Source organism: Cylindrospermum stagnale PCC 7417 (assembly GCF_000317535.1).
Taxonomy (GTDB): domain Bacteria; phylum Cyanobacteriota; class Cyanobacteriia; order Cyanobacteriales; family Nostocaceae; genus Cylindrospermum; species Cylindrospermum stagnale.
In genome coordinates, this window is the sequence record NC_019757.1 from 5,487,922 (window position 1) to 5,514,583 (window position 26,662).

The 26,662-nt window shown below is 43.6% G+C and carries 25 protein-coding genes and 1 tRNA gene; 11 read left to right on the forward strand and 15 right to left on the reverse strand.

Translation table 11 applies throughout. The annotated features are described in order from the left end of the window. Positions 1–12 precede the first annotated feature (12 nt). From CYLST_RS22950 to CYLST_RS22970, 5 genes are all read right to left on the reverse strand, one after another. Positions 13–1,158 (reverse strand): tyrosine-type recombinase/integrase, encoded by a 1,146-nt coding sequence (locus tag CYLST_RS22950; protein ID WP_342663849.1) that lies wholly within the window; start codon positions 1,156–1,158, stop codon positions 13–15. Positions 1,159–1,410: 252 nt separating this feature from the next. After that, positions 1,411–1,483 (reverse strand) — tRNA-Phe (locus tag CYLST_RS22955). A gap of 78 nt (positions 1,484–1,561) precedes the next feature. Continuing rightward, positions 1,562–2,431, reverse strand: a complete 870-nt coding sequence (locus CYLST_RS22960) for a metal ABC transporter permease (RefSeq protein ID WP_015210132.1) — start codon at positions 2,429–2,431, stop codon at positions 1,562–1,564. 73 nt (positions 2,432–2,504) lie between these two features. Then, complete coding sequence (locus CYLST_RS22965; protein ID WP_015210133.1) at positions 2,505–3,317, reverse strand: metal ABC transporter ATP-binding protein; 813 nt, start codon at positions 3,315–3,317, stop codon at positions 2,505–2,507. A gap of 105 nt (positions 3,318–3,422) precedes the next feature. After that, positions 3,423–4,436, reverse strand: coding sequence for a metal ABC transporter substrate-binding protein (locus CYLST_RS22970; protein WP_015210134.1), 1,014 nt, complete (start codon positions 4,434–4,436; stop codon positions 3,423–3,425). A gap of 278 nt (positions 4,437–4,714) precedes the next feature. Here CYLST_RS22970 and CYLST_RS22975 point away from each other — a divergent pair, with 278 nt between their 5' ends. Further along, positions 4,715–6,316: an iron uptake porin gene (locus CYLST_RS22975; RefSeq protein ID WP_015210135.1), complete on the forward strand. Its 1,602-nt coding sequence runs from the start codon at positions 4,715–4,717 to the stop codon at positions 6,314–6,316. Positions 6,317–6,784: 468 nt separating this feature from the next. On the opposite strand, the gene CYLST_RS22980 is transcribed toward CYLST_RS22975, so the two are convergent. From CYLST_RS22980 to prfC, 4 genes are all read right to left on the reverse strand, one after another. After that, the gene (locus tag CYLST_RS22980) at positions 6,785–8,533 is read right to left on the reverse strand and encodes an Rqc2 family fibronectin-binding protein (protein WP_245587422.1); all 1,749 of its coding nucleotides are present in this window, start codon (positions 8,531–8,533) and stop codon (positions 6,785–6,787) included. A 682-nt stretch (positions 8,534–9,215) separates the two neighbouring features. Beyond that, positions 9,216–9,710: an RNA recognition motif domain-containing protein gene (locus CYLST_RS22985; RefSeq protein WP_015210137.1), complete on the reverse strand. Its 495-nt coding sequence runs from the start codon at positions 9,708–9,710 to the stop codon at positions 9,216–9,218. 741 nt (positions 9,711–10,451) lie between these two features. Next, entirely contained in the window at positions 10,452–12,749 is a 2,298-nt protein-coding gene (locus CYLST_RS22995) for a M48 family metalloprotease (protein ID WP_015210139.1), read from the reverse strand. A gap of 111 nt (positions 12,750–12,860) precedes the next feature. After that, a complete protein-coding gene (prfC, locus tag CYLST_RS23000; RefSeq protein ID WP_015210140.1) occupies positions 12,861–14,489 on the reverse strand; it encodes a peptide chain release factor 3 in 1,629 nt (542 codons plus the stop codon). Positions 14,490–14,622: 133 nt separating this feature from the next. On the opposite strand from prfC, the gene CYLST_RS23005 reads away from it, so the two are divergent. Together CYLST_RS23005 and hemB are read left to right on the forward strand one after the other, a co-directional pair. Beyond that, the gene (locus CYLST_RS23005; protein WP_015210141.1) at positions 14,623–14,982 is read left to right on the forward strand and encodes a DUF4870 domain-containing protein; all 360 of its coding nucleotides are present in this window, start codon (positions 14,623–14,625) and stop codon (positions 14,980–14,982) included. A 284-nt stretch (positions 14,983–15,266) separates the two neighbouring features. Beyond that, positions 15,267–16,247 (forward strand): porphobilinogen synthase, encoded by a 981-nt coding sequence (gene hemB / locus CYLST_RS23010; protein WP_015210142.1) that lies wholly within the window; start codon positions 15,267–15,269, stop codon positions 16,245–16,247. 303 nt (positions 16,248–16,550) lie between these two features. Here hemB and CYLST_RS23015 read toward each other — a convergent pair whose 3' ends face one another. From CYLST_RS23015 to CYLST_RS23025, 3 genes are all read right to left on the reverse strand, one after another. Further along, on the reverse strand, positions 16,551–16,901 hold the full coding sequence (locus CYLST_RS23015) for an ankyrin repeat domain-containing protein (RefSeq protein WP_015210143.1): 351 nt from the start codon (positions 16,899–16,901) through the stop codon (positions 16,551–16,553). A gap of 86 nt (positions 16,902–16,987) precedes the next feature. Beyond that, positions 16,988–17,275 carry a hypothetical protein gene (locus CYLST_RS23020; protein WP_015210144.1) on the reverse strand — a complete coding sequence of 96 codons (288 nt, stop codon included), beginning with the start codon at positions 17,273–17,275 and terminating at the stop codon, positions 16,988–16,990. A 31-nt stretch (positions 17,276–17,306) separates the two neighbouring features. After that, the gene (locus CYLST_RS23025) at positions 17,307–17,783 is read right to left on the reverse strand and encodes a hypothetical protein (protein WP_015210145.1); all 477 of its coding nucleotides are present in this window, start codon (positions 17,781–17,783) and stop codon (positions 17,307–17,309) included. Between the two features lie 223 nt (positions 17,784–18,006). On the opposite strand from CYLST_RS23025, the gene CYLST_RS23030 reads away from it, so the two are divergent. From CYLST_RS23030 to CYLST_RS23065, 8 genes are all read left to right on the forward strand, one after another. Beyond that, positions 18,007–18,219 carry a helix-turn-helix domain-containing protein gene (locus CYLST_RS23030; RefSeq protein WP_015210146.1) on the forward strand — a complete coding sequence of 71 codons (213 nt, stop codon included), beginning with the start codon at positions 18,007–18,009 and terminating at the stop codon, positions 18,217–18,219. A 62-nt stretch (positions 18,220–18,281) separates the two neighbouring features. Then, positions 18,282–18,494 carry a helix-turn-helix domain-containing protein gene (locus CYLST_RS23035; protein ID WP_015210147.1) on the forward strand — a complete coding sequence of 71 codons (213 nt, stop codon included), beginning with the start codon at positions 18,282–18,284 and terminating at the stop codon, positions 18,492–18,494. 217 nt (positions 18,495–18,711) lie between these two features. After that, positions 18,712–19,002, forward strand: coding sequence for a helix-turn-helix domain-containing protein (locus CYLST_RS23040; protein ID WP_015210148.1), 291 nt, complete (start codon positions 18,712–18,714; stop codon positions 19,000–19,002). Between the two features lie 361 nt (positions 19,003–19,363). After that, positions 19,364–20,347, forward strand: a complete 984-nt coding sequence (locus CYLST_RS23045; protein WP_015210149.1) for an alpha-ketoacid dehydrogenase subunit beta — start codon at positions 19,364–19,366, stop codon at positions 20,345–20,347. A gap of 141 nt (positions 20,348–20,488) precedes the next feature. Continuing rightward, a complete protein-coding gene (secD, locus tag CYLST_RS23050; protein WP_015210150.1) occupies positions 20,489–21,901 on the forward strand; it encodes a protein translocase subunit SecD in 1,413 nt (470 codons plus the stop codon). Next, positions 21,898–22,881: a protein translocase subunit SecF gene (secF, locus tag CYLST_RS23055; protein ID WP_015210151.1), complete on the forward strand. Its 984-nt coding sequence runs from the start codon at positions 21,898–21,900 to the stop codon at positions 22,879–22,881. Before secD ends, secF begins: the two co-directional genes overlap by 4 nt. A 79-nt stretch (positions 22,882–22,960) precedes the next feature. Beyond that, complete coding sequence (locus tag CYLST_RS23060) at positions 22,961–23,377, forward strand: hypothetical protein (RefSeq protein ID WP_015210152.1); 417 nt, start codon at positions 22,961–22,963, stop codon at positions 23,375–23,377. 102 nt (positions 23,378–23,479) lie between these two features. Then, positions 23,480–23,947, forward strand: coding sequence for a GNAT family N-acetyltransferase (locus tag CYLST_RS23065; protein ID WP_015210153.1), 468 nt, complete (start codon positions 23,480–23,482; stop codon positions 23,945–23,947). Here the strand turns inward: CYLST_RS23065 and CYLST_RS23070 are convergent. From CYLST_RS23070 to prmC, 3 genes are all read right to left on the reverse strand, one after another. Next, the gene (locus tag CYLST_RS23070; RefSeq protein WP_015210154.1) at positions 23,889–24,830 is read right to left on the reverse strand and encodes a sensor histidine kinase; all 942 of its coding nucleotides are present in this window, start codon (positions 24,828–24,830) and stop codon (positions 23,889–23,891) included. The two genes, CYLST_RS23065 and CYLST_RS23070, sit on opposite strands and share 59 nt — an antisense overlap. A gap of 94 nt (positions 24,831–24,924) precedes the next feature. Next, the gene (locus CYLST_RS23075) at positions 24,925–25,521 is read right to left on the reverse strand and encodes an L-threonylcarbamoyladenylate synthase (RefSeq protein ID WP_015210155.1); all 597 of its coding nucleotides are present in this window, start codon (positions 25,519–25,521) and stop codon (positions 24,925–24,927) included. 224 nt (positions 25,522–25,745) lie between these two features. After that, positions 25,746–26,660, reverse strand: coding sequence for a peptide chain release factor N(5)-glutamine methyltransferase (gene prmC / locus CYLST_RS23080; protein ID WP_015210156.1), 915 nt, complete (start codon positions 26,658–26,660; stop codon positions 25,746–25,748). Positions 26,661–26,662 lie beyond the last annotated feature (2 nt).

Sequence of the window (26,662 nt, forward strand, 5' to 3'; positions counted from 1 at the left end):
TTGTAAGTGGTGTTAAAACTCAGGTACTTGTACGTGTCTGATAGTGCCTGCGTAATGTTTCATGATTATCTCAGGTGAATTTCCCGCCCATTTTGCAACCTGTACCACACTTACACCAGCTTCTAAGCAGTTTGTGATAAAGGTATGCCGTGTATGGTACTGGGGACGGTAAGGAATATTTAATTCAGACATCACGCTTTTCCATGCTCGATTAAGGAAGTTGTGAGCATCAATTAAACCACCTTTAGGAGCTTTAAAAACTGGTGTATCTGCATTAGGATTACTTGGTTTAATGGTAAGTAAAAACTCTTTGAGTGATTGATTAATGGGGAATTTGCGGCTTTCATGAGTCTTGGTATCTTTACGATTTCCTTCTACAACCGCTTCACTGAAGGTAATTAATGTCAAATTACTATTGATATGACCCCAATTTAGCCCTATGGCTTCAGAGGTTCTACAACCTGTCATAAACAAAAATCTGACATAGTTTGTATAGTGGCTGTAGTATCTATTCCTCTCAAAAGCTGCGATAATCTGTTCTTGCTCACCTCTGTTAAATGGGTTGATTGTTTCATCTTCATCTTTTACAGCTACTTTTACCTTTTGCGACATACCCACAAATGGGTTATTACGAATTAACTCAGAATCTATAGCCCAATCACAACAGGCTTTTAATTGAGTTAAGACACGCTTCGTTGCATCAGGAGTTAGTTTATCGAGCAAGAAATCTCTAATTATTACCGCTTCTGAAAGCTTATGCGTCGGTAAACTAGCAATGTGGTTTCTAGTCTTCTTAAAATCCTTATTAATAGTGGTTATGCTCACAGTTTTAGATTTATAAGCTGTGTACTTATCCCATAACTCAGTCAATGTTGGCTGTTGCTGACCTTCTGTTATGGGTACAACCAGGGTTAAATGACTTTGAGGTTTATATTTAGCTAATGTGTGGTCAAAGCGTTCAAATGCAATATCTGATTCTATCTGTCTAACTTTAGCCTCAGCCAGCTTGCGATTTTCTGGTGTATCTGCCATCCCCAAAGTTAGATACTTTTGTTTCCCCCCAAAAAGTTGACGTGGTAAACGTAATCTGAGTCTGTCTTGGAATGACTCAACCCCAACTGAACCTTTGGATGATTTATGTTCTACGTTCATTGTCATATCCTTATTAATTGACTATACTTACTCCTCTACTCTAGTATCATAGTCAATTCATAGTCAAAGTCAAGCCTTAAAATGAAAAAAATCCCGCTATAAAATAGATTCCTTTAGGTAATCCTGGCGAGAACAAAAGCTTTAGTAGAGCTTTAGTAGAGCTTTAATAGACAAAGGCTTAGTAAACACCTTGTCTACTAAGCCTTTGGATAATCCGAAAATGGCTGAAGCCTTTGCTGTAGCTGATTTTATTAAAAATGCCAGGAACCGGACTTGAACCGGTGACACGAGGATTTTCAGTCCTCTGCTCTACCAACTGAGCTATCCCGGCGCGGGCTTTTATTCTCGCCACGATTACTAACAATAGCAAAAGAATTAGGATTTGGCAAGGGGTTGGCAGAAAAAAGATTTAAGCTGCTTTAAACCCTAATTTGACCCAAACAAAAACAGCCACAAATACCAGAAATTGAACTAGAACGATACTAGGGCCAGAGGCTAGGTTAAACATGCCAGAGACAATCATACCAGCAATGCTGCTAGTTGAACCGACAATCACCGACAAAATCAGAAACCAGCTAAAGTGATGACTCATGAGTTTGGCTGTGGAGGCGGGAATTACCAAAAAGGCGTTCACCAGTAAAACGCCAACGGCTTTAATCGCCACGGCTACGGCGAGGGAGAGCAAGACGACAAACCCATAGCGATATAATTGCACGGGAACGCCTTGGACTTGGGCGACATCGGGGTTAAGGGTCAACAAAATTTGCGATCGCAAAGTTGATAATAAAAAAATGCTGCTGCCCACAAGCACAAGCAGCGTCAAAATTAAATCTGTGGTGTCAATTGCCAGAATATCGCCGAATAACACTGCCATTAAGTTACCGCGATATCCTTTAATCAGACTTGCGAGAATTACGCCGAGGGCTAATGCGCCTGATAGCACAATACTCAGAACGCTATCGCTACCTAAATCAGTTTTGTCGATAAAGTAAAGGACAATAACGCCAAAAAGCAAGGTAAAAGGCAACAGCATCCAAGTAGGATTTATCTGTAATAATACACCCAAGGCTACGCCCACTAATGCCGCGTGACCAACAGCATGGCTGAAAAAAGACAACTGGCGCAGGGTGACGAAAGTGCCCAGTAAGCCCCCAAGTATTCCCATCAACACAGCGCCTGCGATCGCCCGCTGCATAAACGGAAATTGTAACAAACTCACCAAGTCTTGACTATTAGTTACGGCTAGCCAAGTTATCTGGCTATGATTGAATAAATACATAGGTAATATTTTACACTTAATGTATATCCCCTCTGTACAAAATTAAGCTTTTTAATTTTGAATTTTGAATTGCTTAGTGGTGATGTTCGTAACGACTGAAACCTGGGCCATAGGTGGCTAAAAGGTTTTGCGGTGAAAGAGCAATTTCCGGCTTACCAGTACAAACGAGAGTTTGATTCAGACAAAGGACGCGATCGCAATGGCGGCTTACCATATCAATATCATGGGAAACTTGCAACACCGTCCAGCCCTCTTCCCGCTTTAATTCATTTAGCAACGCATAAAAATCTGCTGAACCTTGCACATCTACCCCAGCAAAAGCTTCATCGAGAATCAACAGTCTCCGAGGCGTCACCAAACAATAAGCTAGCAACACCCGCTTGAGTTGACCACCACTAAGAGTACCAATAGCTTGATGGCGCAGATGATAAGCATCAGTTCGCTGTAAAGCTTCAACTATTGCTGCTGATTTCGCCTCGTCTTGTCTCCATAGCTTAGAGAAGAATAAATTCTCCCTTTGGCCTTTAGCCTTTGGTCTTTTACCTTCATTCGCCCATCCCAATCCTACTAATTCACTGACAGAAATGGGAAAGCTACGGTCAAAGATGAAATTTTGCGGCATATAACCCAATAAATGCCGTTGACGTCCCAATCGTTTAATGGGTAAACCAAGAATTTCAATCGTACCAGCACTACGAGGAATCAAATCTAAAATGGCTTTGACCAGGGTACTTTTACCCGCGCCATTTGGCCCAACTATGGCTGTATCTGTCCCTGGTAACAATTCAAAGGCAATATCCCGAACAGCTAGATAACTGCCTTGGTAGACAGTTAATCCCTCTACTTTTAAAATTGGTAATATCATTGCTTGTTGGTAATCATTCATCAAATTTTAGATTTAGTTTTTCTGCTTCATCCAAAATCCCAAATCTAAAATTAGTAAGGTCATTGGCAAACGGTACTTTACTCAGGTCAAAAGACAAAAATCAACCTACTGACACGCTGCTGCTAAAGTTTGCAAATTAGCTTTCATCACCTGAAAATAATACTGCGGATCTGTCTTGCCAGTTTCCACAGAATCCAAAGTACGCAAGCTTAGATTCAAGTCTTGCGAGAGACTTTTCAGCAATTTATTATCCACCCCTGGTTCGCTAAATAAAGCTTTAACTTTATATTTCTTGACTGCATTAACAGCATTTTGGACATCTTTTGGTGAAAGTTGATCTTCGGGAATTTCCACCACGGCAACTTGCTTAAGTTTATAGCGCTGGGCTAAGTAAGGAAATGCATCATGAAAGGTCACGAAGGTACAGTTAGGAGTTTTTTGCAAAGTCTGTTCAAATTCATTATTTAAACTTTCTAATTCCTGGATATAAGCCGCAGAATTAGCCTCATAAGTTGCTTTATTTGCTGGGTCGGCAGCAATTAATCCGTCGCGAATATTTACTACTTGCTGTTTTGCTAAAACTGGATCTAGCCAAACGTGAGGATTTCCATCTGCGTGGTCGTGGTCTTCTTCCTCTGTTGCTGTTTTCTCAACAGGTGAAGTTTGATTTAAAGCTTTAATACCCTGACTGGCATCAATTTCAGTCAATTTGGAATTTTGGGCATTTTTGACGGTGCCTTCGAGAAATTCCTCCAACCCCAAGCCATTTTTTACCAGTACATTTGCGGTAGCGATCGCTTTTACATTATCCGGTGTCGCTTGATAATCATGCACCTCTGTACCCGGTGGAACTAAAATTTCTACATCTGCCACATCCCCAGCCACCGCTTTGGTAAACAAATACACTGGCAAAAACGTCGTCACTACTTTAGTTTTTTGCCTTGCTGGGGTAGATGCAGCCTCCTGTGCTGGGGTTGCTTTTTCCGTATTTATTCCCTGATTGCTGTTTGACTCTTTACATCCAGAAGCAATTGACAACAGGAGCAAAGTAATTAGAGTCAGAATGCCGTTACCGCTTCGTTGTCTATATACACTAATTCTTACGGGATTCCAAATCACAGTTTTTTCCCTCTTCAAGGATGCTTGCTAACTCGTAGTTAAAATTTCTCTTGCCAGTATATATTATAATAATTATCATTCTCATACAACAACGTTGTTCATCTGTGTAACAATAACGACAGATTTTTTTGAGGCGATTTGCAGTAATAAGAATATCTTGACTTTTTTGTTAATAAAAATACCAAACTTTGATAAGATTGCTGACATCGTTTTTTACTAAAACGTGCTTTAACAAAAGCGCTGTCAGGTTGTGAACTTTAAATCAGGTGTGAGGAAAAATGTCAAAATTATGGAAATCTCTGCTGGCTAGTCCGGCAATTTACGGTGCAATGCTATTTGTGAGTGCTGCTGCATTCGCAGGGGAAACACCAGCTATATCAGAAACTAGTGAACCGCTAGCTGTAACTAATCCAGACGCCCAAGTTGAAAATATTAGTCAAGAACAGGTAATGTCGCAAGTTACCTCGGTGTCTGAGTTGTCGGATGTGCAATCCACAGACTGGGCTTTCCAAGCTTTACAATCGTTGGTAGAGCGTTACGGTTGTATTGCAGGCTACCCCAATGGCACTTATCGCGGTAATCGGGCGCTGACGCGATATGAGTTTGCTGCTGGTTTGAATGCTTGTTTGGATCGGGTTAATGAACTAATTGCCACCGGTACAGCCGATTTGGTGACAAAAGAAGACTTAACCACATTGCAAAAGCTGCAAGAGGAATATTCCGCAGAACTGGCAACCTTACGCGGTCGTGTGGATGCACTAGAAGCTAGAACTTCGGAGTTAGAAGCAAATCAATTTTCTACCACCACCAAACTGCAAGGGCAAGTCGTCACAGTTATCAGTGATGTTTTGTCAGGTGATAGGGTCGATAATCAAGAAATTACAGGCAGAAATACAACACTTGGGGCACGGGCACGTATTGAACTGGTAAGTAGCTTCACAGGACAAGATACTCTGTTTACCAGAATCCAGACTAATAATATTCTTAGCCCCAACATCAACACAAGAGAGGGGAATCTGTTCTTCGCCGGTACAGATGGTAATAACAATGCTTTTATTGATGCACTGTATTATGCATTCCCCCTTGGTAAAGCAACTCAAGTAAAATTGATTGCCAATGCAGGTGCAGCAGATGACCTTACTAGTACGGTGAATCTCTTTGATGGTGATGGCGGTTTTGGTGCTTTGTCTACCTTTGGTACAAGGAACCCAATTTATAACCAGATATCTGGTGCTGGTATCGGAGTAACCCAATATTTCAGCCGAAATTTGTCCCTCAGTTTAGGGTATTTAGCTGCTCCTAATACGGCTAATAACCCTGCACCTAAGAATGGTTTGTTTGATGGTGGTTATGGTGCTTTGGCACAGTTGACATTGAAACCAAGCGATCGCATTTCCTTAGGTTTAACGTACATCAATTCCTACAAACAGCCATTACTCACAGGTAGTAATGCTGCAACCACAGATATCACCAATGAAGCATTTTCCAGCAATTCCTACGGTGTTGAAGCATCCATCGGCGTCAGTGAGAAATTTGTCTTGGGCGGTTGGGCTGGATATACCAACAGCCGCGTCTTAACAGGAAACCGTGGAGATGTGGACATTTGGAACTATGCCGTTACCCTTGGTTTCCCTGACCTTGGTAAAAAAGGCAACTTGGCAGGTATCATCGTCGGTATGGAGCCTAAGGTGACAAGTTCAAGTTCTGCTAACGTGAGTGAAGACAGGGACACTTCTTATCATGTTGAGGCGTTTTACCAGTACAAGGTAAGTGACAATATCACAATTACCCCAGGAGTCATCTGGCTGACTGCCCCAGATCATAATGATGATAGTGATAATGTTGTGATTGGTGCGCTGAGAACTACATTCAGTTTCTAACAGAACTGACGCTTACGGACGTAATAGCCCTGACTTGTCGTAGGGGCAATTCATGAATTGCCCCTACATCTCGTACATGATGCGTAAATCCTATCTAAGTTTGAATAGTGGCTGGGGAAGTTATCCCAGGCCAGAACAACTTTATTGGTGCCAAAAAAAAGACCAGCCTCCCACAGCTGGTCTTTAAAAATGTTTTTCGCGTTGTCTTCTCAATAGAGTTAAAACCAAATTGCGCGTTCCCAAAATGCAACGGGCAACTTTTCTTAACAATATTGTAACAGTCAACACAGTTTTTTCGTGAAGATCCAACAAAAAAAGATATTCATTTCGGTTGAAAGTTTCTATCTGGGGGGGGAAGTCGTGACAAGGCAAGACAGACAAGGGGGGAAGAATTAATTTTTCTAGCCAATGACTAATGACTAATGACTAATGACTAATGACTAATGACTAACGACTAATGACCAATGACTAATGACTATTTACAGATTGCGGTTTTCCCCAGAGAATGGTCTCTTGCTTATAAATCGCAATTCCCGGTTTGGCTCCTTTGGGTTTGTAGACGTGCTTGGGCTGAGTGTAAACTACTGGTACTTGGTCACTCTGGCGGGCGCGACTGAAGTAGGCGGCAAGATTAGCGGTAAATTGCAAATCAGCTTCTTCTGGGACTGTACCCGGTTCGAGGCGCAGTAGCAAATGGCTTCCGGGAATTTCTTGGGCGTGAAACCACAGGTCATAATCCCCAGCGACACGAAATGTTAAGTGGTCATTCTGGCGATTGTTGCGACCGATTAAGACTTCAAAGCCGCTAGGGCTGCGATAACGATGAAAGTTGGTACTGGCCCTTTCAGTGGTAATACGGTTGCGGTATTCTGGGTCTTCTAGATATTTTTGCCCAATCAGCTCGTCGCGGATTTCTTCGAGGGCTTGTAAATCTTCTGTGGTTTGGTAGTTATCTATTTGGGAAATCGCCGCTTCGACTTGCTCTAAATACTCAACTTCTGCTTGCACTTCCAGAAATAGCGGTTCGACAGCAGCACGTGCGCGTTTTAGCTTTTGGTGCTGTTTGTAAAGCTTTTGAGCATTTTGGACAGCATTTTTATCTGGTAGGAGTGCGATCGCCACTGGCTTACCACTATCAAAGTCCGGGAGGATAATTTCTTTCATCCCCGGTTGCCAGTTTTGCAAGTTAGCCATCATCAAATCAGCTTTTTGCTTCCATTCATCAGCTTGATCTGACTGCTGCAAGCGATCGCTAAAGGTTTGCCTTTTTAGCCGTAATTTTGCCAGAATATTCTGCAATTTCTGACTTAACTGATGGCGAACTTGAGAAAATAACTGTTGATTTATCTGGTTTGTATAGTAGCGGTTGAGTAATTCTTGGATATCTTTGGTGGTGTCAATTGCGCCCCAACCCATCACAGTGTATCCGTCTTTAGTCCAAGCCGGTTGAAATTTACCAATCTCCAAGGCTTGCAGCCATTCTTGCCAACGCTCAAATAGTTTTTTCCAGTCGTCAGGGGTGAGGGTATCGGTGGTTGTTTCCGGTGCTAAATTTGCTGCTAGTAACATTGAATCTAACAGTGCCGCACTCAAACCCCGATAACTTTTCAGCAACTGCTTTTTGATGGCACCAGGTACTAAACTTACCCGTTCTTGCCAACGTTCTAAAGATTCGCTCAAATTGGGGATGGGGCCTGTGAGTTTGGGGGGGATTTCATAAGGCTGTCCGGTTTGGATAGGACGGACGCTGGATTGTTGCTGACTGACTTGATGGGCAGCGGTGATAATGATATTGCTGGCGTCGGTGAGGATGGCGTTGCTGTATTTGCCCATAACTTCCACATACAAGTGATATAGGGCACTTTCTCCAGGACGACGGGCAAATTGCAAATCCACAACACGCTCCCAAGGTGCGATCGCTTCAATTCCCACCAAAGCCAAACCACCCAACTGGTGTACTAGTTGTTGGCTAAAGGTAAAAGTATCTTGTAGGCGTGGTGGCGGTTCGCCAATACAAATGTGTGCAGCTTGGGGATGCCAGCAAATATTTAGCCAAACCCTTGTTTCTAGAGTACGTAATGCCACGGCAATAGTATAGCGATCGCGCTGGTAAACCTGTTCTGTCCGCGAGGGTAGCCAGTTAGCGCGTAGATCGCTACAAGCAGCTGTGAGGGTAGTAAAGTCAACTGGAATACAACGTAAATTCAATACTTTCAACCTTCACTTTCTCAAAAATACTCACTTGATACTCAAAGAGCAAATTGTCTAGCTGGATTATTTACTGGAGTTTATCTAGTTTCTCTGCGATCGCTTCTCGGACAAATTCAGGCTGACAAAATGCTAAAGCTGGTGATTTAACTATAATCTGGTCTGTTTAGTTTTTAGTCATTGCAATATTGGCGGCTTGATTGCATCTATATCGTCGAAAAATCAAGTTTGAATGCCTGAAACCCATAATTACAGGATATTGCAGGTAAATTAGGTACAGATATTAATGGTAAAGCTCTTGTGAGGTGGGACGAAAAGCTCGCTCTCCCAGGAGAACCACACTATATTGGTACTCCGATTAGTGATGGGTGGTTGACATATTTAAGTTTTCCTGGCAATGAGTAAGTCCTATTTGAATACAACGAAAACAAGGATATAAAAACGCAAAACCCCCTCAGTTTTACCCCTGGATGTGGGCTGTTGACTGAAGGGGCTGCCATTTTTTCCTGTCTTTGCACTTTTTTCAAGCGACAAGTTTTCATCACCTAATTATGCCTATTCTGAGGGAGATTATCAATATTTATCAAGATTTATGACAAACTTTTCTCCACCTGAGAACTGAGCAGCTAGGGAATTATTGACAATTAAAAATTTTTCTGGTTTTTAATTTTCAATCTTTTTCCCTTAGGGATTAATTTGTCGTTTGTGCGGCTAACATCTGCTTCAGCTTTTCTAATTCAGAAGCCCAACGGGGATCTGGACGAATAGCGTCCGAATCGACAGTAGTAGTGGTTTCACGCGTACCGCCACCACGTCTGGGTTTCTTGGAACTTTTTTCGCGTCGGCTGCTTTCTTTGTTGGGGCTAGGAGTGGGGCTACTCACGCCAGTGGTAGCCACTTTGGGAGCTGCTTGTTCCTCGCCTTCCTCACCTTTTGTCCGAGGTAGTGCCTTCTCTAGCTTAATCGGCGTCTCTTTGAACAAGTGACCATTATACTTTTCAATAATTTGATCGGCTTGTTCGTCATTGTTCACCGTCAAAAAACCGAAACCACGGCACTTGCCAGTTTTTCGGTCTTTAATTAGTTTAGTCGTGACAGCGTCGCCTTCTGCTGCAAACACCGCCTGCAACTCTTGACGATCTATTTCTTCTTTTGGCAAATTACCTATATATAGGCGAACGGACATGAAGTATACCTCCAGAGTTGAAATGAACTTGTCTTGGCCAGAAAACAATCACTTGGCTTTGGCTTTTAAATAGATGCTATTTACCAACACTGCCATAAACCAATTTTTTAAATCCAAACTGTCAACCTATACAATACAGTTTTTCGTTGGGATCAAGCTTGTTTAATACAAAAGCGCACTCTACGCTCAGCTAATACCACCTTAATTCTCAGAATTGTTATTTTAGCAGCCTACTGCCCGCCACAGCAAACGAATTCTTCCCAGCCCCTGCCCGCAGAATTAAGATACCATTGCCTACCTTATCACGGTATTTTCTACGTAGCTAGTTCAACGCCTACATTTTTGGCGATAGTATGATTGAATCGTAGCATAAAATACATTTTTTTTAGCAAGAGCAGATATTGGAAACAAAAACCAGCCACTGGCTGGTTGATTTGCTGCTGTGTTGGGAAGATCAAAGGGGAGAGATTAGCGCCAGTAGCCAGACCCACAGCCAAGCTAGAGCGCTGAGTGAGGTCGGTTGCTGTTGATTGTGTAAATAAATGTAACATTTTAGAAAAGAAACTGCAACTTTTGTTTACATTACCCTCTGTCAGTTGTGAGTTCTTTTCGACTGACTATGCCAATTCTAAATTAAAGAAAAGCCGATGACTTTTCTGGTGGAGAATAAAGCTAAAATCCTCAAGCCCCCAAATTTATCGGTGGGAACAATCCAAAAACTTTGCATTGAGTGACCACTGACTAACCCGTAAGAAAAATGTAGGCGCCCCAAGCCTGTGCAGCAACTGCCAAAATAGTAGACCAAATGGGATGAGAACTATGAATGGTTTTACCATTTTGAGTTTCCAAGGTTTGGATATCGATCCAGGGCGTTGCTCCTCGCCGAAACCAGCCTGTGACTGTAATCCGCCGACCAATCCAGTCTTGGGGATTGACCGACTGCCCCAGCCCATACATGTGGTGTAATTTCACTAAACCTGTGCTGGTTTGTAGGATTAAGTCTTGTGTTAGGCAGTTGCTAATACCACTACGACCCAATAGCTTACCGACGAGACACACGCTAATACTGTCAATCGGCAGGGTAGAGGGGTTAGCTAATAGATTGGGCAGCTGATCATCAGTTTGCACGGTGGCTCCTCTGATATCAGGAAAAAAGGAATTAATCCGCATGACTGTGCCGATGCTAAAGCCAATCAGCAGGCATCCTGTAACGAAAGACCAATCTTGATAGATCCATTTCAAGTTTAATAACTTGAGTGCGAAGACTAATTGCCAAGTCAGCCAAATCAAACCAGCAAACACAAAACCTAGGGGAATTCCTAACCAGGGGGCGATTTGTAATAAGAAGGACTGAGGCTTAACTTTTAAAGACTGTTGGTTTGTCAGATGTAGTTCGGTTTCTAGATGCCAGTGGCGAGCTATTTGGCAGAGGCGTTCAATGCGATCGCCAATTAAGGGGTGGCTATTGTTGATCGTAAACCATCGGCGGTAGGGATTGAAGTTTTCCCACATCAAGAATGATTCAAAGGAAATACGACCTGCAATACTTCCCAAAGCGAGACTTTGTTGGTAGCCTACTGGTGCCAGGAGATTTAAGCTTTCTAACTGCCAACTTGTGTGTTCAAGTTTGGCGATATCGGCAGCAATCCCCATCGCCATTTTGAGTAAAGCGCGAATTAGGGCGTTGGGGTTGCCGGTAATTTCGGCAGCGGTGCGATCGCTATGGTAAAGCCGCAACCGGGAATTAAGCAAAGCAGTACCAGTCAATAAACACCAAACTCCATAGGCAAAACTAGCGATAACTGTCATCGTCCAGCGCCAAATTCCCTGTTTGCTCCTGTCTCCCCAAACTGAAGCTTGCTGATATAGCCTGTAAACCGGCAGTGTCACCAGTAACACCAAAGACATCACGGGCAAATCCCAGCGCCCAATCTGTCCTAGTCCAAGGGCATAGATAGCGGCAATTTCGTCATCCGCCAGTTGCTCTAACAGCCCCTGGCTCACCACTATTCTGGCAGTGCGGGGGAGATTGCCATAGGTGAAGATGATTGGTGCCGCCATTGGCAAAATCTGCAATTTAGGTACAGGTCTACGTTTTTGTTGGCTAGTACGTTGTAGCACCCGGACTGCTTCGCGACTGTAGGTATGCAAGACCTCTTTAGTTAACTGTCGCTGACTATAAAAGTTTGCCAGTAGCCGATCTAGCAACCAGGGGGAAACGGCGATTAGTAAAACTAATACTAGTAGTAAACCTATGCTAGGGTCATGGTATAAAAGCTGCAATGGCTCCAGAAATGGAAGTTTGACTAAAATCTGGTTGATGATACTCATTGCTAACTTGAGGATTTCCCGCAATATCCAGAACAGGGCAATGAATGTGCCTACTGCCAGCAGCCGCGAGGGGATTAAGTTCGGCTTACGCAAGGGTTGCCATACTTTAGCCCGTCTTGCTTGTCGCCAATAAATGCTGAATGGTTCGGTTTTGGCGTTGCTGTTTGTGCCAATCAAGGCACTTGGGGGCACAGCAGGTGCTTCTATTAAGTTATCTGGGAAGTCACTAGCAGCTGTTGTCGGGGAAGTAGTGGTATTGGTTTCTAAATCTGGGAAGCCATTAGATGGTGAGGCAGCAGAGTTAGCAGTATTGGTTTCTAATACTGATTGTTTTGGCTGCTGTGGTGATGCCGCCGCGACTGGAGAAGAATCCTGACTGGAATTATCAAAGGCAACAAATCCAGTGGCAATTTTTTTGGCTGATTTTTCCGGGTTTTTACGTTTTGTCAAATGTTCAAGAGCGCGTGTTGCCCACTCTTGAACTTGCTGATTATTACTCTCAATCAAATGCTCACACAGGGCGATCGCTTTGGGAACTTCGCCACTGCGTGCATAAGCCATGACTAAACCAACCTGGGCTTGTAAGCTAGCTTTGAGATTGTCTTGGTTGCTGGCAATCGGTTCTAGTTGGGTAATTGCTGTATGGTAATTTCCCTGCTTGAGGGCAACTAATCCAGCCTCCAAAGACGATTCGACATGTGAAGGCATACAAATTCTGGCACTCCAATTTCTTCTAACTGATTCACGTTTGTGCAAAAGTGCGTTCTTCAGCTACCCTGATAATCAAAGTGCGTCCCCGTGCGGTTGCTAACGAGTGAATTATCCCTCCACAGGTTGTTGACCGGAAAATACTGGGGCGATCGCGCTTAATTTCAACTCTGGATGATCTCCCGCTAACTGTTGGCAATTCCATTCATTCCGGAAAAGCAACACCGGGCGTCCCATGTTGTCTTTGACTGTAGTAGTGTTGAATAAACGTCCCACCTTATTTAAAGCTTCCCAACCACCATCAACCCAACGAGCGACACTATAGGGCAATAATTCTAGTAAGGTTTCCACGCCGTACTCATTTTGTAAGCGGAACTGCACCACCTCAAATTGCAACTGACCCACCGCCGCCAAAATTGGATCGCGTTTGGCTTCATCAATTGAGTGCATAATTTGCACAGCACCTTCTTCTCGTAATTCAGCAATACCTTTTTGGAATTGCTTAAACTTCGAGGGGTTGGGGTTTCTCAGGGTAGCAAACAGTTCTGGCGAGAAGTAAGGAATTCCCTCATATTCGAGCTTTTGACCTGTATAAATTGTATCGCCAATCGCGAAAACGCCAGGATTATTCAAACCAATCACATCGCCAGGATAAGCTACATCAATCGATTCCCGTTCTTGAGCAAAAAGTTTTTGCGGACGAGACAGACGGACGACTTTGCCAGTGCGAGCATGATTCACTGTCATATCTTTTTCAAACTTTCCCGTACAGACCCGGATAAAAGCGACGCGATCGCGATGCTTCGGGTCCATATTCGCTTGCAGTTTGAAAACAAACCCAGAAAAATCCGGGTAGGTAGGGGCAACTTCACCAACGCTGCTGTTGTGATTACCCGGTTTCAGGGCATAGTCCAAGAAGTACTTGAGGAATAACTCCACTCCAAAGTTAGTCATGGCGCTACCAAAGAACACAGGCGTCATTTTTCCTTGATGCACCAAGTCTAAATCTAGTTCCGACCCCGCTCCTTCCAACAGTTCTAAATCATTTTTCAGTTGGTAGTAAAGCTGTTCTTCTAGGAGTTCTTCAATTTTGGCATCACCCCAATCAATCATCGTATCCTTGGCTTCCCGGCTACCGTGGGCGCTACGTTCAAACAGGTGAATTTGTTGTTTGTGACGGTCAAACACACCTTTAAAGCGATCGCCCATCCCAATCGGCCAGTTGACTGCATAGGTCTGCAAACCCAACTCTTGCTCAATCTCGTCCAACAAATCCAGCGGTTCTCTTCCCGGACGGTCGAGTTTATTGATAAAAGTGAAAATAGGGATACCGCGCAACTTACACACTTCAAACAGTTTGCGAGTTTGCGGTTCCAAACCTTTGGCTACATCTATTAGCATCACCGCATTATCTGCGGCGGCTAGGGTGCGATAAGTATCTTCACTGAAATCTTGGTGTCCAGGAGTGTCTAGCAAATTTATCTGACAGTTCCGGTATTCAAACTGCAACACCGTAGAAGTAATAGAAATACCCCGTTGTTGTTCCATAGCCATCCAGTCAGAAGTAGCTTTGCGCTGGGCCCGCCGCGCCTTCACCGCCCCAGCTTCGTGAATTGCACCTCCGTATAAAAGCAGCTTTTCTGTAAGTGTCGTTTTACCAGCATCAGGGTGAGAAATAATCGCAAAGTTGCGGCGCAGTTCAACTGCTTGCAGCAATTCAGACTCAAGTTCGGTTGTCATCAGTGTATTTGTTCGCTTGTAAATTAACTTAACTTAATTTTTTACCACTCTAGCGAGTCTTTTAATCTTAAGACAAGGTTGCTCGTGATAGGGTCGTAATATCGCTAACCATCTGAAGTAATAGGAGAAAACAATGTACGACTCAGACAAGCGAAAGTTATTATCTGCTCTCTGTCATGGAGCCATCTTTTTTAGTACTGCGGTTGTTTCTGTGGGTTTACCGATTGCCATCCTCTTCGTATCTGATGATCCTGTGGTTAAAAGTAATGCCAAAGAATCTATCAATTTCCACTTTAATGTCTGGTTTTATGGGGCGATTCTGGGAGCGCTGTTTTTTCTAACTGGTTGGTTACTTTTACCACTAGTAGTCTTGCTACCACTAGCAGGTTTAGGGTATCTACTACACTGGGGACTAACTATTTGGGCACTTACCCATGTTTTTAGCGATCCAGATCAACCCTTTCGTTATCCATTTATTTTCCGTGTCTTGTAGCACAAATTATGGTAATTAGTAATTAGGTTTTTCACCAATCAGGTATGCCCTATTACTCAATTTCCCTAATTAATTGGATATAATTTTAAGATTGTTTTTTCAACTGTCTGTTGGCGAGATGTCAACCAAGCTGTAAAATACAAAATTGCCCCACAGCTTCATCAACAGCAGGGCAAAAGACAGTTAAGCACTGTTTGTAGTTTGTCTGAAGGTCGCAAGGCAAAACCTTGCTTTTGTGACGCTTTGTTTTGTGTCCATCGCGTTGTTTTTCTTGATAAAACTTTATGTTTCCAACTCATCGTCCCCGCCGTCTGCGTACCCATCCCCAATTACGTCGGATGGTTCGTGAAACTGTTTTAACAACAAGTGATTTAATTTACCCATTGTTTGCTGTACCGGGCGAGGGAATAGCCAATGAAGTGAAATCTATGCCGGGAGTTTACCAACTTTCGGTAGATAAAATTGTTGAAGAAGCTAAGGAAGTTTATGACTTAGGAATTCCCGCGATTATTCTCTTTGGAATTCCTGCGGAAAAAGATATAGATGCTACTGGTGCTTGGCATGATTGTGGCATTGTCCAAAAAGCAGCAACAGCAGTAAAAGCAGCAGTTCCAGATTTAATTGTTATTGCTGATACTTGTCTTTGTGAATATACTAGCCACGGTCATTGTGGTTATCTACAAGTAGGTGATTTGACAGGACGGGTTTTAAATGACCCCACTTTAGAATTACTCAAGAAAACAGCAGTTTCCCAAGCACAAGCCGGTGCTGATATCATCGCACCTTCCGGAATGATGGATGGTTTTGTCCAAGCAATTCGTCAAGGTTTGGATGCGGCGGGATTTGAAGATACGCCGATTATGTCTTATGCTGCTAAATACGCTTCAGCTTATTACGGCCCATTTAGAGATGCAGCTGACTCAACACCGCAATTTGGCGACAGACGCACTTACCAAATGGACCCAGGTAACGCCCGCGAAGCCATCAAAGAAATTGAGTTGGATATTGCTGAAGGCGCTGATATGCTCATGGTTAAGCCGGCTTTGGCATACATGGATATTATCTGGCGTGTGAAGGAAGCGAGTAATTTACCAGTAGCTGCTTACAATGTTTCTGGTGAGTATTCAATGGTGAAAGCCGCTGCGCTTAACGGCTGGGTTGATGAACAGCGCATAGTTTTGGAAACTTTAACCGGCTTTAAGCGTGCTGGTGCTGATTTGATTTTGACCTACCATGCTAAAGATGCGGCTAGGTGGTTGGGGTAAGTTAAATAAATCTCACGCAAAGGCGCAAAGGCGCAAAGAGAATTTGAGTGTCTTTGTGTTTGGGCGTGAGATAGTTTTATTTTGGATGCAGTTGTGGCTGGGTTGAGGAGATAGAATAGGCTAAAGTCTGGACAAGTAAAAATTCTAGACGGTTAATAGTTATGTCTCAGCGATACTCAATCGAACAAATTCCTGTCAACTTTAACAAAATTAATGATTGTCCTATTTAGCGGAAGTGTTTTTTAAATTTTACCGTTCTATCTTAAGGACTAGAGAATGCCTATGGTTAAAAAAATAACAAAATTACATTATGAAAATAATATCCGAAACAAGATTCAAGGAATTCTTAAGCAAATACCCTGATGCTAAAGCAAGCAACAAGCGAACAGCTTCTTTTTGCTCACGGAAAAGTGCCATCAGTAGTGGTGTGGAATCATGATTAGCATCCCAAGTATCAACGGCTGCACCATGCCGAAGCAACAGAACTAGAGTTTCAATTGCACCACCATCTTCAAGTTGCTCAATTGCCTCATGTAACGGTGTCCATCCTGGAGATTCCGAGCGAAGACTGTTTGGATCAGCTTTGCGTGACAGCAATTCGGCAATGCGGTCTAGATTTTGGGTTTCGATCGCTTCAAAGAGATCCATTAACATAATTTATTTATCTGCCATTGGGTGACCTGGTGCACAGTTGACCTTTTCAAGAGCCAAACAATGTTGAAGTCCACTTCTCAATTCGTTTATAGCTTTCTCCTGATAATTTCTTTTAGCTCTTGGGGTGCAACACTTGCAATAGCTGCTCCCAAATCAGGACGAACAACCCACCACCACAGCAAGGTTTCTAAAAGGCTTGGTGGCTCATCATTGGGACACCATTCAATATAACCTTCATTTACACCAACAAGATTGGCACAAATATCGTTAGCTATAGCAACACGTTCATCTAATCTTTTAAACTGTACGATATCTTGCCAATTCACTTCATTGGGAATTGAGTTTAAAATTGCTTGTAAATCTAGAGTTAGCATTAAACTGTTTCTCCAAAAGTTCTAATAACTCTCACGCCAAAATCTTGCTGTTCTTCAAATGACTGACTGGGGAAGTAAGAAGAGTCCGACAGGTGCGAAAAACATTTCGTAGCGATTCTAGGCGTTCGTGAGAAAAAGCAAATTTCAGGATGTTGATGAGTCGTCCCCAAGCGTACAATTGTGCAGAGCTATTGGCTTGGCGAAATTTTTGGCTATAAAACTCTTTCCAGAACTCTGGCGCTTTGTGTGTCTTTTGCTTGCGCCAACGTTTGCGCCAAGTCAGTATATCTTGATTTGTCGGGGGTGCTGCTTCTAAAATGGGCGGTAAATCGGCGTAACTGACAAACCTGACGAGATGTTCGGCGATTACTAATATTACATTCGGCCAGCAGCGGATTTCTTTGATTTCGGTAACTGGTATATTGAGGAGGAGCGCGATCGCATCTTCGGTGACAAAGCGGACTAAAGGATTGACGTAGTTCGATTCTGCTCGTTCAATTGTTATCATAGTAGATGACCTCGATATTGATATTGGGTAGATAGCCTCGATATTCATGTTGGGTAGATGACCTCGATATTGATATTGGAGTGTTTCCATCTTCTGGGTCAATAACTCCCAGCTTTTGGAATTTGTTCTAAATTGTCGGTCGCTCTTTCGTTTGCGAGACTCAGGGGCGATCGCTTTTTATCTATATTAATATTAAAGGGTATATATATATCTGTTGTCAAGTATGGGTTTGGTTAGGTTGCGGATTCGAGAGTTCGCCGCTGAAAACGGCTGGACATTAAAAGAAGTTGCTGAACGTTCTGGGGTAGGCTACAGTGCGCTCAAGGTTTATGCCCGTTCTCCCGGTTTAGCCACTGTTGACGTCACAGCCTTGCACAAACTAGCGCGAACCTTCAACGTTTTGATAGAAGACTTGTACGAAATTGTCCAGGATTAACAAAGCGAATTACAGTATTGATATGGGTTCGCAGCAGTTGATTCCGAAACAGGTGAAAAATAATGGGTTTGGTGAGGTTGCGGATTAAAGAATTTGCGGCACAGAAGGGTTGGACGCTAAAAGAAGTTTCTGACCGTTCAGGAATTGCATATACCACGCTAAAGAATTACGCCAAGTCTCCCGGCTTGGCGACTATGGATGTAACATCTCTTCACAAATTGGCTTGGACATTTGACGTTGTGATGGAAGACTTATACGAAATTGTGCAGGAGTAGGCGAAAAGTTGCGGCTAGTTGCACAAATCTTTTGGATATTTGACATTTTTATCAAAAAACTGTATTGAAGACTACAGAAATAGGTACTGTCTTGTTTGCTAGAGGTGGAAGCGATCGCTTATAAAAGAATATATAGTTAGTAAATTTTCTTCAATTGGCATTTTTATGTCAATCGATTTAATAAACAGACTCTAAATTTTTAATGGGAGCGTCGGATATGGATATGCAAGTCCTGAGAGAGCGTGCGGGACTTAGCCGTACAGAGGTAGCCTTCAGGCTTGCAATCAGTGAAACCAGCGTTCGCAACTGGGAAGCTGGGCGTACTGAACCGACGATGACACCAAAAAAATATTTAGATGCTTTGCGGCTGTTCAAATGTACACCTGAAGAGTTAGCAGCCGCCAGTGAAAAATCTATTAATCAGCGACATAAACGTAAACCAGGTAGACCAAAACGCTTTCCAGACAATCAGTTAAATCAAGTGACTGATTCGCCAGTGCATAGCTAATTGTGCAAATTCACGATAGTGCAGCGGGGCAGAAATAACTATCCAGTTGAAAAAATAGAACAAGCATCCTCTTACAAGCTTTATTGCATGAGTGCCTCTTGCCTACTTGGACTAGCTATTTTTGAACATAGTTACTTAAACTGTCTACTTAGAGGCAAAATAGCAATTAGCATTGAGAGAGATGATAAAACAACAAAGGACAAAACAAGATATTGATTATCTTGTACATTTTCTCCTTTTGTGTATAGGGTAGGATCTGGGAAAAAGTCAATCTCTAACCTAGTGCGTAGCGATCGCTCACAGTATTTGCTTTTGTCAGCACGATAAGATTCTAAAACATTAATCGCAACTAAAGGTCTAAATGGCAGAAACACTATTTTTCAACGCCCTACGGGAAGCTATTGATGAAGAAATGGCGCGTGACTCCAGCGTATTTGTTCTCGGTGAAGACGTAGGACACTATGGCGGTTCCTATAAAGTTACCAAAGACCTATGCAAAAAGTATGGTGATCTGCGAGTTCTAGACACCCCGATTGCCGAAAACAGCTTTACTGGTATGGCTGTGGGAGCAGCGATGACTGGGTTAAGACCAATCATCGAAGGCATGAACATGGGCTTTTTGCTGCTGGCATTCAACCAAATATCCAACAATGCCGGGATGCTGCGCTATACTTCCGGCGGTAACTTTAAGATTCCGATGGTAATCCGCGGTCCTGGGGGCGTGGGACGGCAGTTAGGGGCTGAACATTCCCAGCGGCTTGAAGCATATTTCCAAGCCGTTCCTGGGTTAAAAATTGTCACCTGCTCGACACCTTACAACGCCAAAGGACTGTTAAAATCTGCTATCCGCGATGATAACCCAGTGCTATTTTTTGAGCACGTGCTGCTTTACAACTTAAAAGAAGACCTACCAGAAACAGAATATTTAGTACCTCTCGATAAAGCCGAAGTTGTGCGTCGCGGCAAAGATGTGACAATTCTCACTTATTCCCGGATGCGGCATCATGTGCTGCAAGCCGTAAAAACTTTGGAAAAACAAGGTTTTGACCCAGAAGTAATTGACTTGATATCCCTCAAGCCTCTGGACTTCGATACCATCGGTACATCCATTCGCAAAACCCATCGCGTGATTATTGTGGAAGAATGTATGAGAACTGGGGGTATTGGTGCAGAATTAACCGCCTCAATTAACGATCGCTTGTTTGATGAATTAGATGCCCCGGTGCTGCGGCTTTCTTCCCAAGATATTCCCACGCCTTACAACGGTAATCTAGAGCGTCTGACTATTGTCCAACCAGAGCAAATAGTGGAAGCCGTGGAAAAAATGGTAGCTTTGCGAGTTTAGGTAATAGGTAACAGGTAATTGGGAAAAAGGGTAAGAGAAAAAACTATTACCTTTTTCCCGATTACCTTTTTCCCGATTACCGATTGCTCATAACGCTGTAAAAGAGCGCTATCATAACCTTTGTCAGTTGCGAGTTATGGTATGCAAAGACAGCGATCGCTATTAGTCTTGATTTTAGTCTTGGTAATCGCCGCCATTGCGGTGATTGCCACAATTCCCATACCCCTTGGACTGGACTTGCGGGGAGGCTCACAGCTCACAATTCAGGTGAAACCAACAGCGGAGATCCCGCGAATCACCGAACGAGAATTGGAAGGGGTGAAAAAAGTAGTCGAAGGTCGAATTAACGGTCTCGGCGTTTCGGAACCAGTAATCCAAACTGTGGGTACAGACAAGATTCTAGTGCAATTACCGGGGGTAAATGACCCGGAACAAGCAGAACGGGTGCTAGGGGGTACAGCGCAGTTAGAATTTCGCACCCAAAAACCTGGTACAGAAACTCAAGTGTTTGCTTTAAAAGTATCTCAATCAGAACTGAAAGCAAAGCAACAAGAGTTGAGCAAGAGCAAAGACAAAGAAGCAATTGCTAAAAATCAAGCTGATTTACAGAACAATAATCAAGCGATCGCCGAATTGTTTGAAAGCACCAACCCACCACTAATTGGCAAATACCTCCAGGATGCCTATGGTGAACCCACTCAAGGTAATAATTGGAATGTTGCCATTCGCTTCAATCAAAAAGGTGGTGAACTGTTTGCCGAACTAACGAAAAAGCTTGCTGGTACCGGACGCAGCATCGGCATCTTTCTTGATAATGAACTGATCAGTGCTCCTGTCGTTGGACCAGAACATGCCGCCACGGGTATTACTGGCGGTTCAGCCGTGATTCAAGGTACTTTCAAAGCCCAAGAAGCCAATGACTTGGGTGTGCAGTTGCGCGGTGGTGCATTACCCGTACCCGTAGAAATTGCCGAAATCCGCACTGTTGGGGCAACCTTGGGTAAAGACAGCATCACTAGCAGTATCTATGCTGGAATCGGTGGTCTGACTTTAGTATTAATATTTATGGTCGTGTACTATAGATTACCAGGACTAATTGCGGATGTAGCACTATTGATCTATTCCCTGCTTACTTGGGCTACCTTTGCTTTGTTGGGTGTCACCTTAACATTGCCGGGAATTGCCGGTTTTATCCTCAGTATTGGTATGGCAGTTGATGCCAACGTGTTAATTTTTGAACGGACGCGGGAAGAATTGCAGGCAGGCAAAACTCTCTATCGTTCTGTAGAATCTGGCTTTTACCGCGCCTTTTCCAGCATTTTAGACGGCAACGTTACCACAGTGATTGCTTGTGCTGCACTATTTTGGCTGGGGGCTGGTTTGGTAAAAGGCTTTGCCCTAACTTTGGCTTTGGGCGTAGCAGTGAGTATGTTTACCGCAATTACCTGTAGTCGCACCTTCATGTTTTTGGCAATCACAATTCCCGCATTGCGGAAACCAGAACTTTTCTGTCCGAACCTGCCAGCATCCAACAAGGCAGAGGTAGCTAGATGAAACTGAGTATTAATAAATCGCGATCGCTATGGTGGATTATTTCTGCTGCCATTATCCTGGCTGGAATCATCTCAATGGTGATTTCTTGGCAAAACCCCAACATTCGCGCACCCCTACGTCCCAGTTTGGATTTCGTCGGTGGTACAAGATTACAGTTTGAACGGGATTGCACTAAACCGGGTAACTGCGACAAGCCAATTGATATCAATGTTGTTCGAGAAGTAGCTAAAGCGCAGGGACTGGGTGATAGCAGCATCCAAATTGTTGCTGACAAAGACACACGTGCCGAAAATGGAATATTAATTCGGACAAAAACCTTGCTGCCCGAGCAACGTAGCAAGTTGCAAAATGCCTTAAGCGAAAAAATCGGCACTTTTGACCAGCAAAAAAACCAATTTGACACCGTTGGCCCTACCCTGGGCCGAGAGTTGTTGACATCTGGTCTCATCGCCCTGATTGTTTCCTTTGCGGGGATCATTATTTACTTGAGCTTCCGCTTTCAGTTGGACTATGCCGTATTTGCCATCGTTGCTCTATTTCATGATGTCTTAATCACGGCAGGGATCTTCTCAATTTTCGGTTTGGTGCTAGGCACTGAAGTGGATAGTCTCTTCATCGTCGCCCTACTAACGATTACAGGTTTCTCGGTAAACGATACAGTGGTGATTTACGATCGCATTCGGGAAACGCTGCAAATAAATCCCCACCGCCCGATTGCTGACATTGTAGATGATGCCGTAAACCAAACCTTAGGAAGGTCAATCAACACGACTTTAACAACGTTGCTGTGCTTATTTGCCATCTTTTTGTTTGGAGGAGAAACACTAAAAAACTTTGCCTTAGCTTTAATTATTGGCTTCACAATGGGAGCTTACTCCAGCATTTTCATTGCCAGTACCCTCCTAACTTTGTGGCGAGAGCGCACAGTCCGATCCATAGCTGAGTCGATTGATACCAGTGTCAGTTCCCAGGATAGTTAACCTTGGGATTAGTTCACAATTGGGTAAAAGCATTTTTTATTTTGAATTGCTTACCCATATCAAGTTTCTTTATTTCTCTATGGCTCAATCCGACGAAGAACCACCAATTAACGAACTAGACCTTGAGAACTCTGACCAGTCTTTTGTTCAACAAGTGCAGAGACTACACCAACTGACAATATATGGCAGGTGGTTGTTTGCCAGTTGTTTGTGGCTCACTGTTGCACCTATTTGCTTATGGGATCTACGTGCAGAAATTGCATTGTGGCAACAATACTTTACTTGGGTAGCAGTGCGATATGGACTCTTCTTCCATCCACTGTCTACTCTGGGTCTAGCCTTTTGTATTGGCATGACGGCTGCTGTTTTAATTTGGCAAAGTCGGAATATTCTGCGGGGACTACCAAAGCAGGAAAAACAACGCTTAGAACAACAAGTTTATCGGATACGCCAGCAGGGACCAACTCATCCTCTGTGGAAGTGGGTTTGTGATTAAAAGCAAGCAAATAGTTGCATATAGATATACGTTTTTAGTACTTTATAGCAAAATATGACTTAACAATAGCCAATATCCTGCCAAAAATTGGGTGCCTACACAATGAACTTTCCTCAGATTCAATTTAGCGAAAGCCATGCGAAAATTGACCTGCACCAACTCCAAGAGCTATTCAATATTTCAGCTTTCTGGGCAAAAGGACGTAGTATTGAGGACTTGGGCATAGCCATTGCTAACAGCGATCCAGTGATTTCCATCTGGGATAGAGAAAAACTCATCGGCTTTGCTAGGGCAACTTCCGATACCATCTATCGCGCCACAATTTGGGATGTTGTCATTCACCCAGAATATCGTGGTCATGGGCTGGGAAACAAGTTAGTAGAAACTGTTCTCAGTCATCCCCGGATGAGGGTTGAGCGTGTCTACCTGATGACCACTCACCAGCAGGAATTCTATGAAAAGATTGGTTTCCAGTCCAATACTACAACTACGATGGTGTTACACAACCAAACTAGCCTGGGTTCTCTCCCAATGGTCGAAATTCAGCTTCAGGAATCACTAGGGGGATAGAGATTTGCAGCCTAGTAAGCCGCTCGTTTGCTTCCTTGTCTGTGGGAGAAAACAGGACTTCCAGCTTTCCTCCCATCACTTCCAGCAACGTTTGATTGAGTAATAGCTTCATTCCCGGTGACAAGGCGACATTTTCCTGCTCAGACTGAGCAGGCTTATCTTCAAATTTAATTAAATCTATCGGCTCACTCCAGAGCACACCATGAGTAGGCAGATCCAACCAGATGTACACATATTTATTGGTCGGTGCAACGCTACTGGAAAGGCAGATACTACCGAACTCCATCTGAGAAATAGCTGTGTCTACTAAATTTACCAATACTTGGCGTAGCCAACGAGGGTCTGCTAAAACGTAAATTTCTGAAGCAGGGGGCAACACAAGAAACGGAAAATTGCGATTGGCCGCCAGCATATAAGTTAATTTATCAACTTCCTGTAAAACTTCAGCTAATGCTAGGGGTTGAATTTCTAGTTTGCTGTTTCCATGTTCTGTTCTGGCAATGCTAAGTATTTCATCTATTAGCTTCAGCAACTTCAGCGCTCGCTCGTGGGCTAGAGCAATAAATTCTCGTTCTTCAGCCGGATTTTCACACAAATCCGACAAAATTAACTGATGCAAGCCAATCAGACCATTAAGGGGCGATCGCAATTCATGGGTAGTCCTTGCCAAAAAACCCGCTTTAAACTGGCTCATTTGGGCTGCCATGTAGTATGCCAGCTGCGTTTGCTTCACCTGTTGTAAGAGTAGTGGCTGATGCTGTTGTTCTTCGAGCAATACTGAGGATGAGTCAGATGCAGCGGTTGCCGAGCGTGCAAATAACCAACAAAACCCCATCCCCAATCCTATTCCTGCTCCTAGATATACCCAGTCGCTCACATTCATAGTTTGGCAATTATTAACTTGTTAATTGACCGCAAATACGCTTTCCTTAAGTTCCGGATTTTCTAGCCGATCATCGATGTAGAGTCTTTGCGTCCTACCTAGCTGAATTATCTAACTTAATGGCACCTTGCCGCAAAATTTGCCAATTCAACCCTGTCCATTTGGCAACGGTGGAAGGTATACCCATTCCTGATATATCGCCCTGGTGTGCTGTTGTTTCCAGTGTTAGAACCTCCGGGAACGTAGCTTCAATTTCTGCAATTGTCTCCAAGGGCGGCTGACCTGATAAATTGGCGCTAGTGGTGGCTAGAGGGCCTGTTTGTGCCAATATAGTTTGGGCGATCGCACAATCCGGCACTCGAATGCCAATTGTTGTCGGGTCAATCGGGTTCATCACTTTTGGGAGGCGATCGCTTGCTGGTAAAACTAACGTCAGCGCCCCCGGCCAATATTTGTTGACTAATTCTTGCCAAATCTGATACTCAACATCACTACCTTTCACATAAGGCCACAAATCAGAACCACTAGCAGCCATCAAAATCAAAGGTTTATCCTGAGAACGCTGTTTAGCAATAAAAATTAATTCGGCTTTTTCTGGTAAAACTGCGAGTGCGGGAACAGTATCTGTAGGAAAGCTCACTAAATAGCCAGCCTTAGCCTTATTTATCAATTCTTCTAAAGAAACATTCATAAATAATCTAGAATGCTTAATTCTTAATAGTTTTCCCCTTTCTTTCTGATGAAGAATAGGTTTTTCACAGATAATTTGCGATACCTGACTTTGGGTATAGCCATCACTTACACATGATAGGCAGTTATAACCTCAATCCCCAATAGGGATTTGGTGAGCTTCAATCCCTATTAGGGGATTATCTTAATTAAAACAACCTCTACTATGAGTCCCCCAGTCCTTGTCTAACTTCTATACGCCAAAGCAAAACGTTCAATCCCCGCCAAATCAGCGTGAATTGAAATATTGCAATAGCTACCTTGAGCTTCTAGAAGTTCCCGTACTGCTTCTGCCTGTCCTGCCATCATTTCAATCAGCCATACCCCACCAGGGCGCAAATAATTGGGGGAGATAGTGATTAAATGGCGGATGCAATCTAAACCATCAGCCCCCCCATCCAAAGCTAAATGTGGTTCATGGTTAAAGACTTCCGGTTGTAGGGTAGGCAAAGTACTGGTGGGGATATAAGGCGGGTTTGACACCATGCCACTAAACTGACCTTTGAGGGATGATAGCGGCTCCCACCAAGAACCTTGATAAAAACGAATGCGTTCAGCCAGGTGCAAATTTTGGGCATTTGTTTGAGCGATCGCCATTGCTTCTGGACTGTAATCAACAGCATGAATAATTGCCTCTGGCATGGCATCTGCCAGTCCCAGTGCGATCGCGCCACTCCCAGTGCCCAAATCTGCCCAGTGTCCTGACCGTAAAAGCTCCTTTGCCCCATTGCTAGCAGCCGCTGTCACAGCTAAATCAATCAAATACTCTGTTTCTGGTCTGGGAATTAAAACAGCGCTTGACACGGCGATTTTAAACCGTCGCCAAGATGTAACTCCGGCAATGTATTGCACTGGCAATCGGTCATTTAATCGCCTTTGCCACAGATGGTCTAACTCTTCTAGGGAAAGATCCATCTGCATCTGCGGCCGGTCCTTGAAAGACTCCAAACGTAGCGCCAAGCGGTCTAAGCCAGCTACCTCTTGTAGAAGCCAATCTACCTCCACCCGTGGAACATCAGTAGCTCCTGCCGCAAGGATAGCTCGATGGCGCCATTGCCAAAGTTGTAAACCAGAAACTACCTTTGGCTGTTGCTCCGCCATAC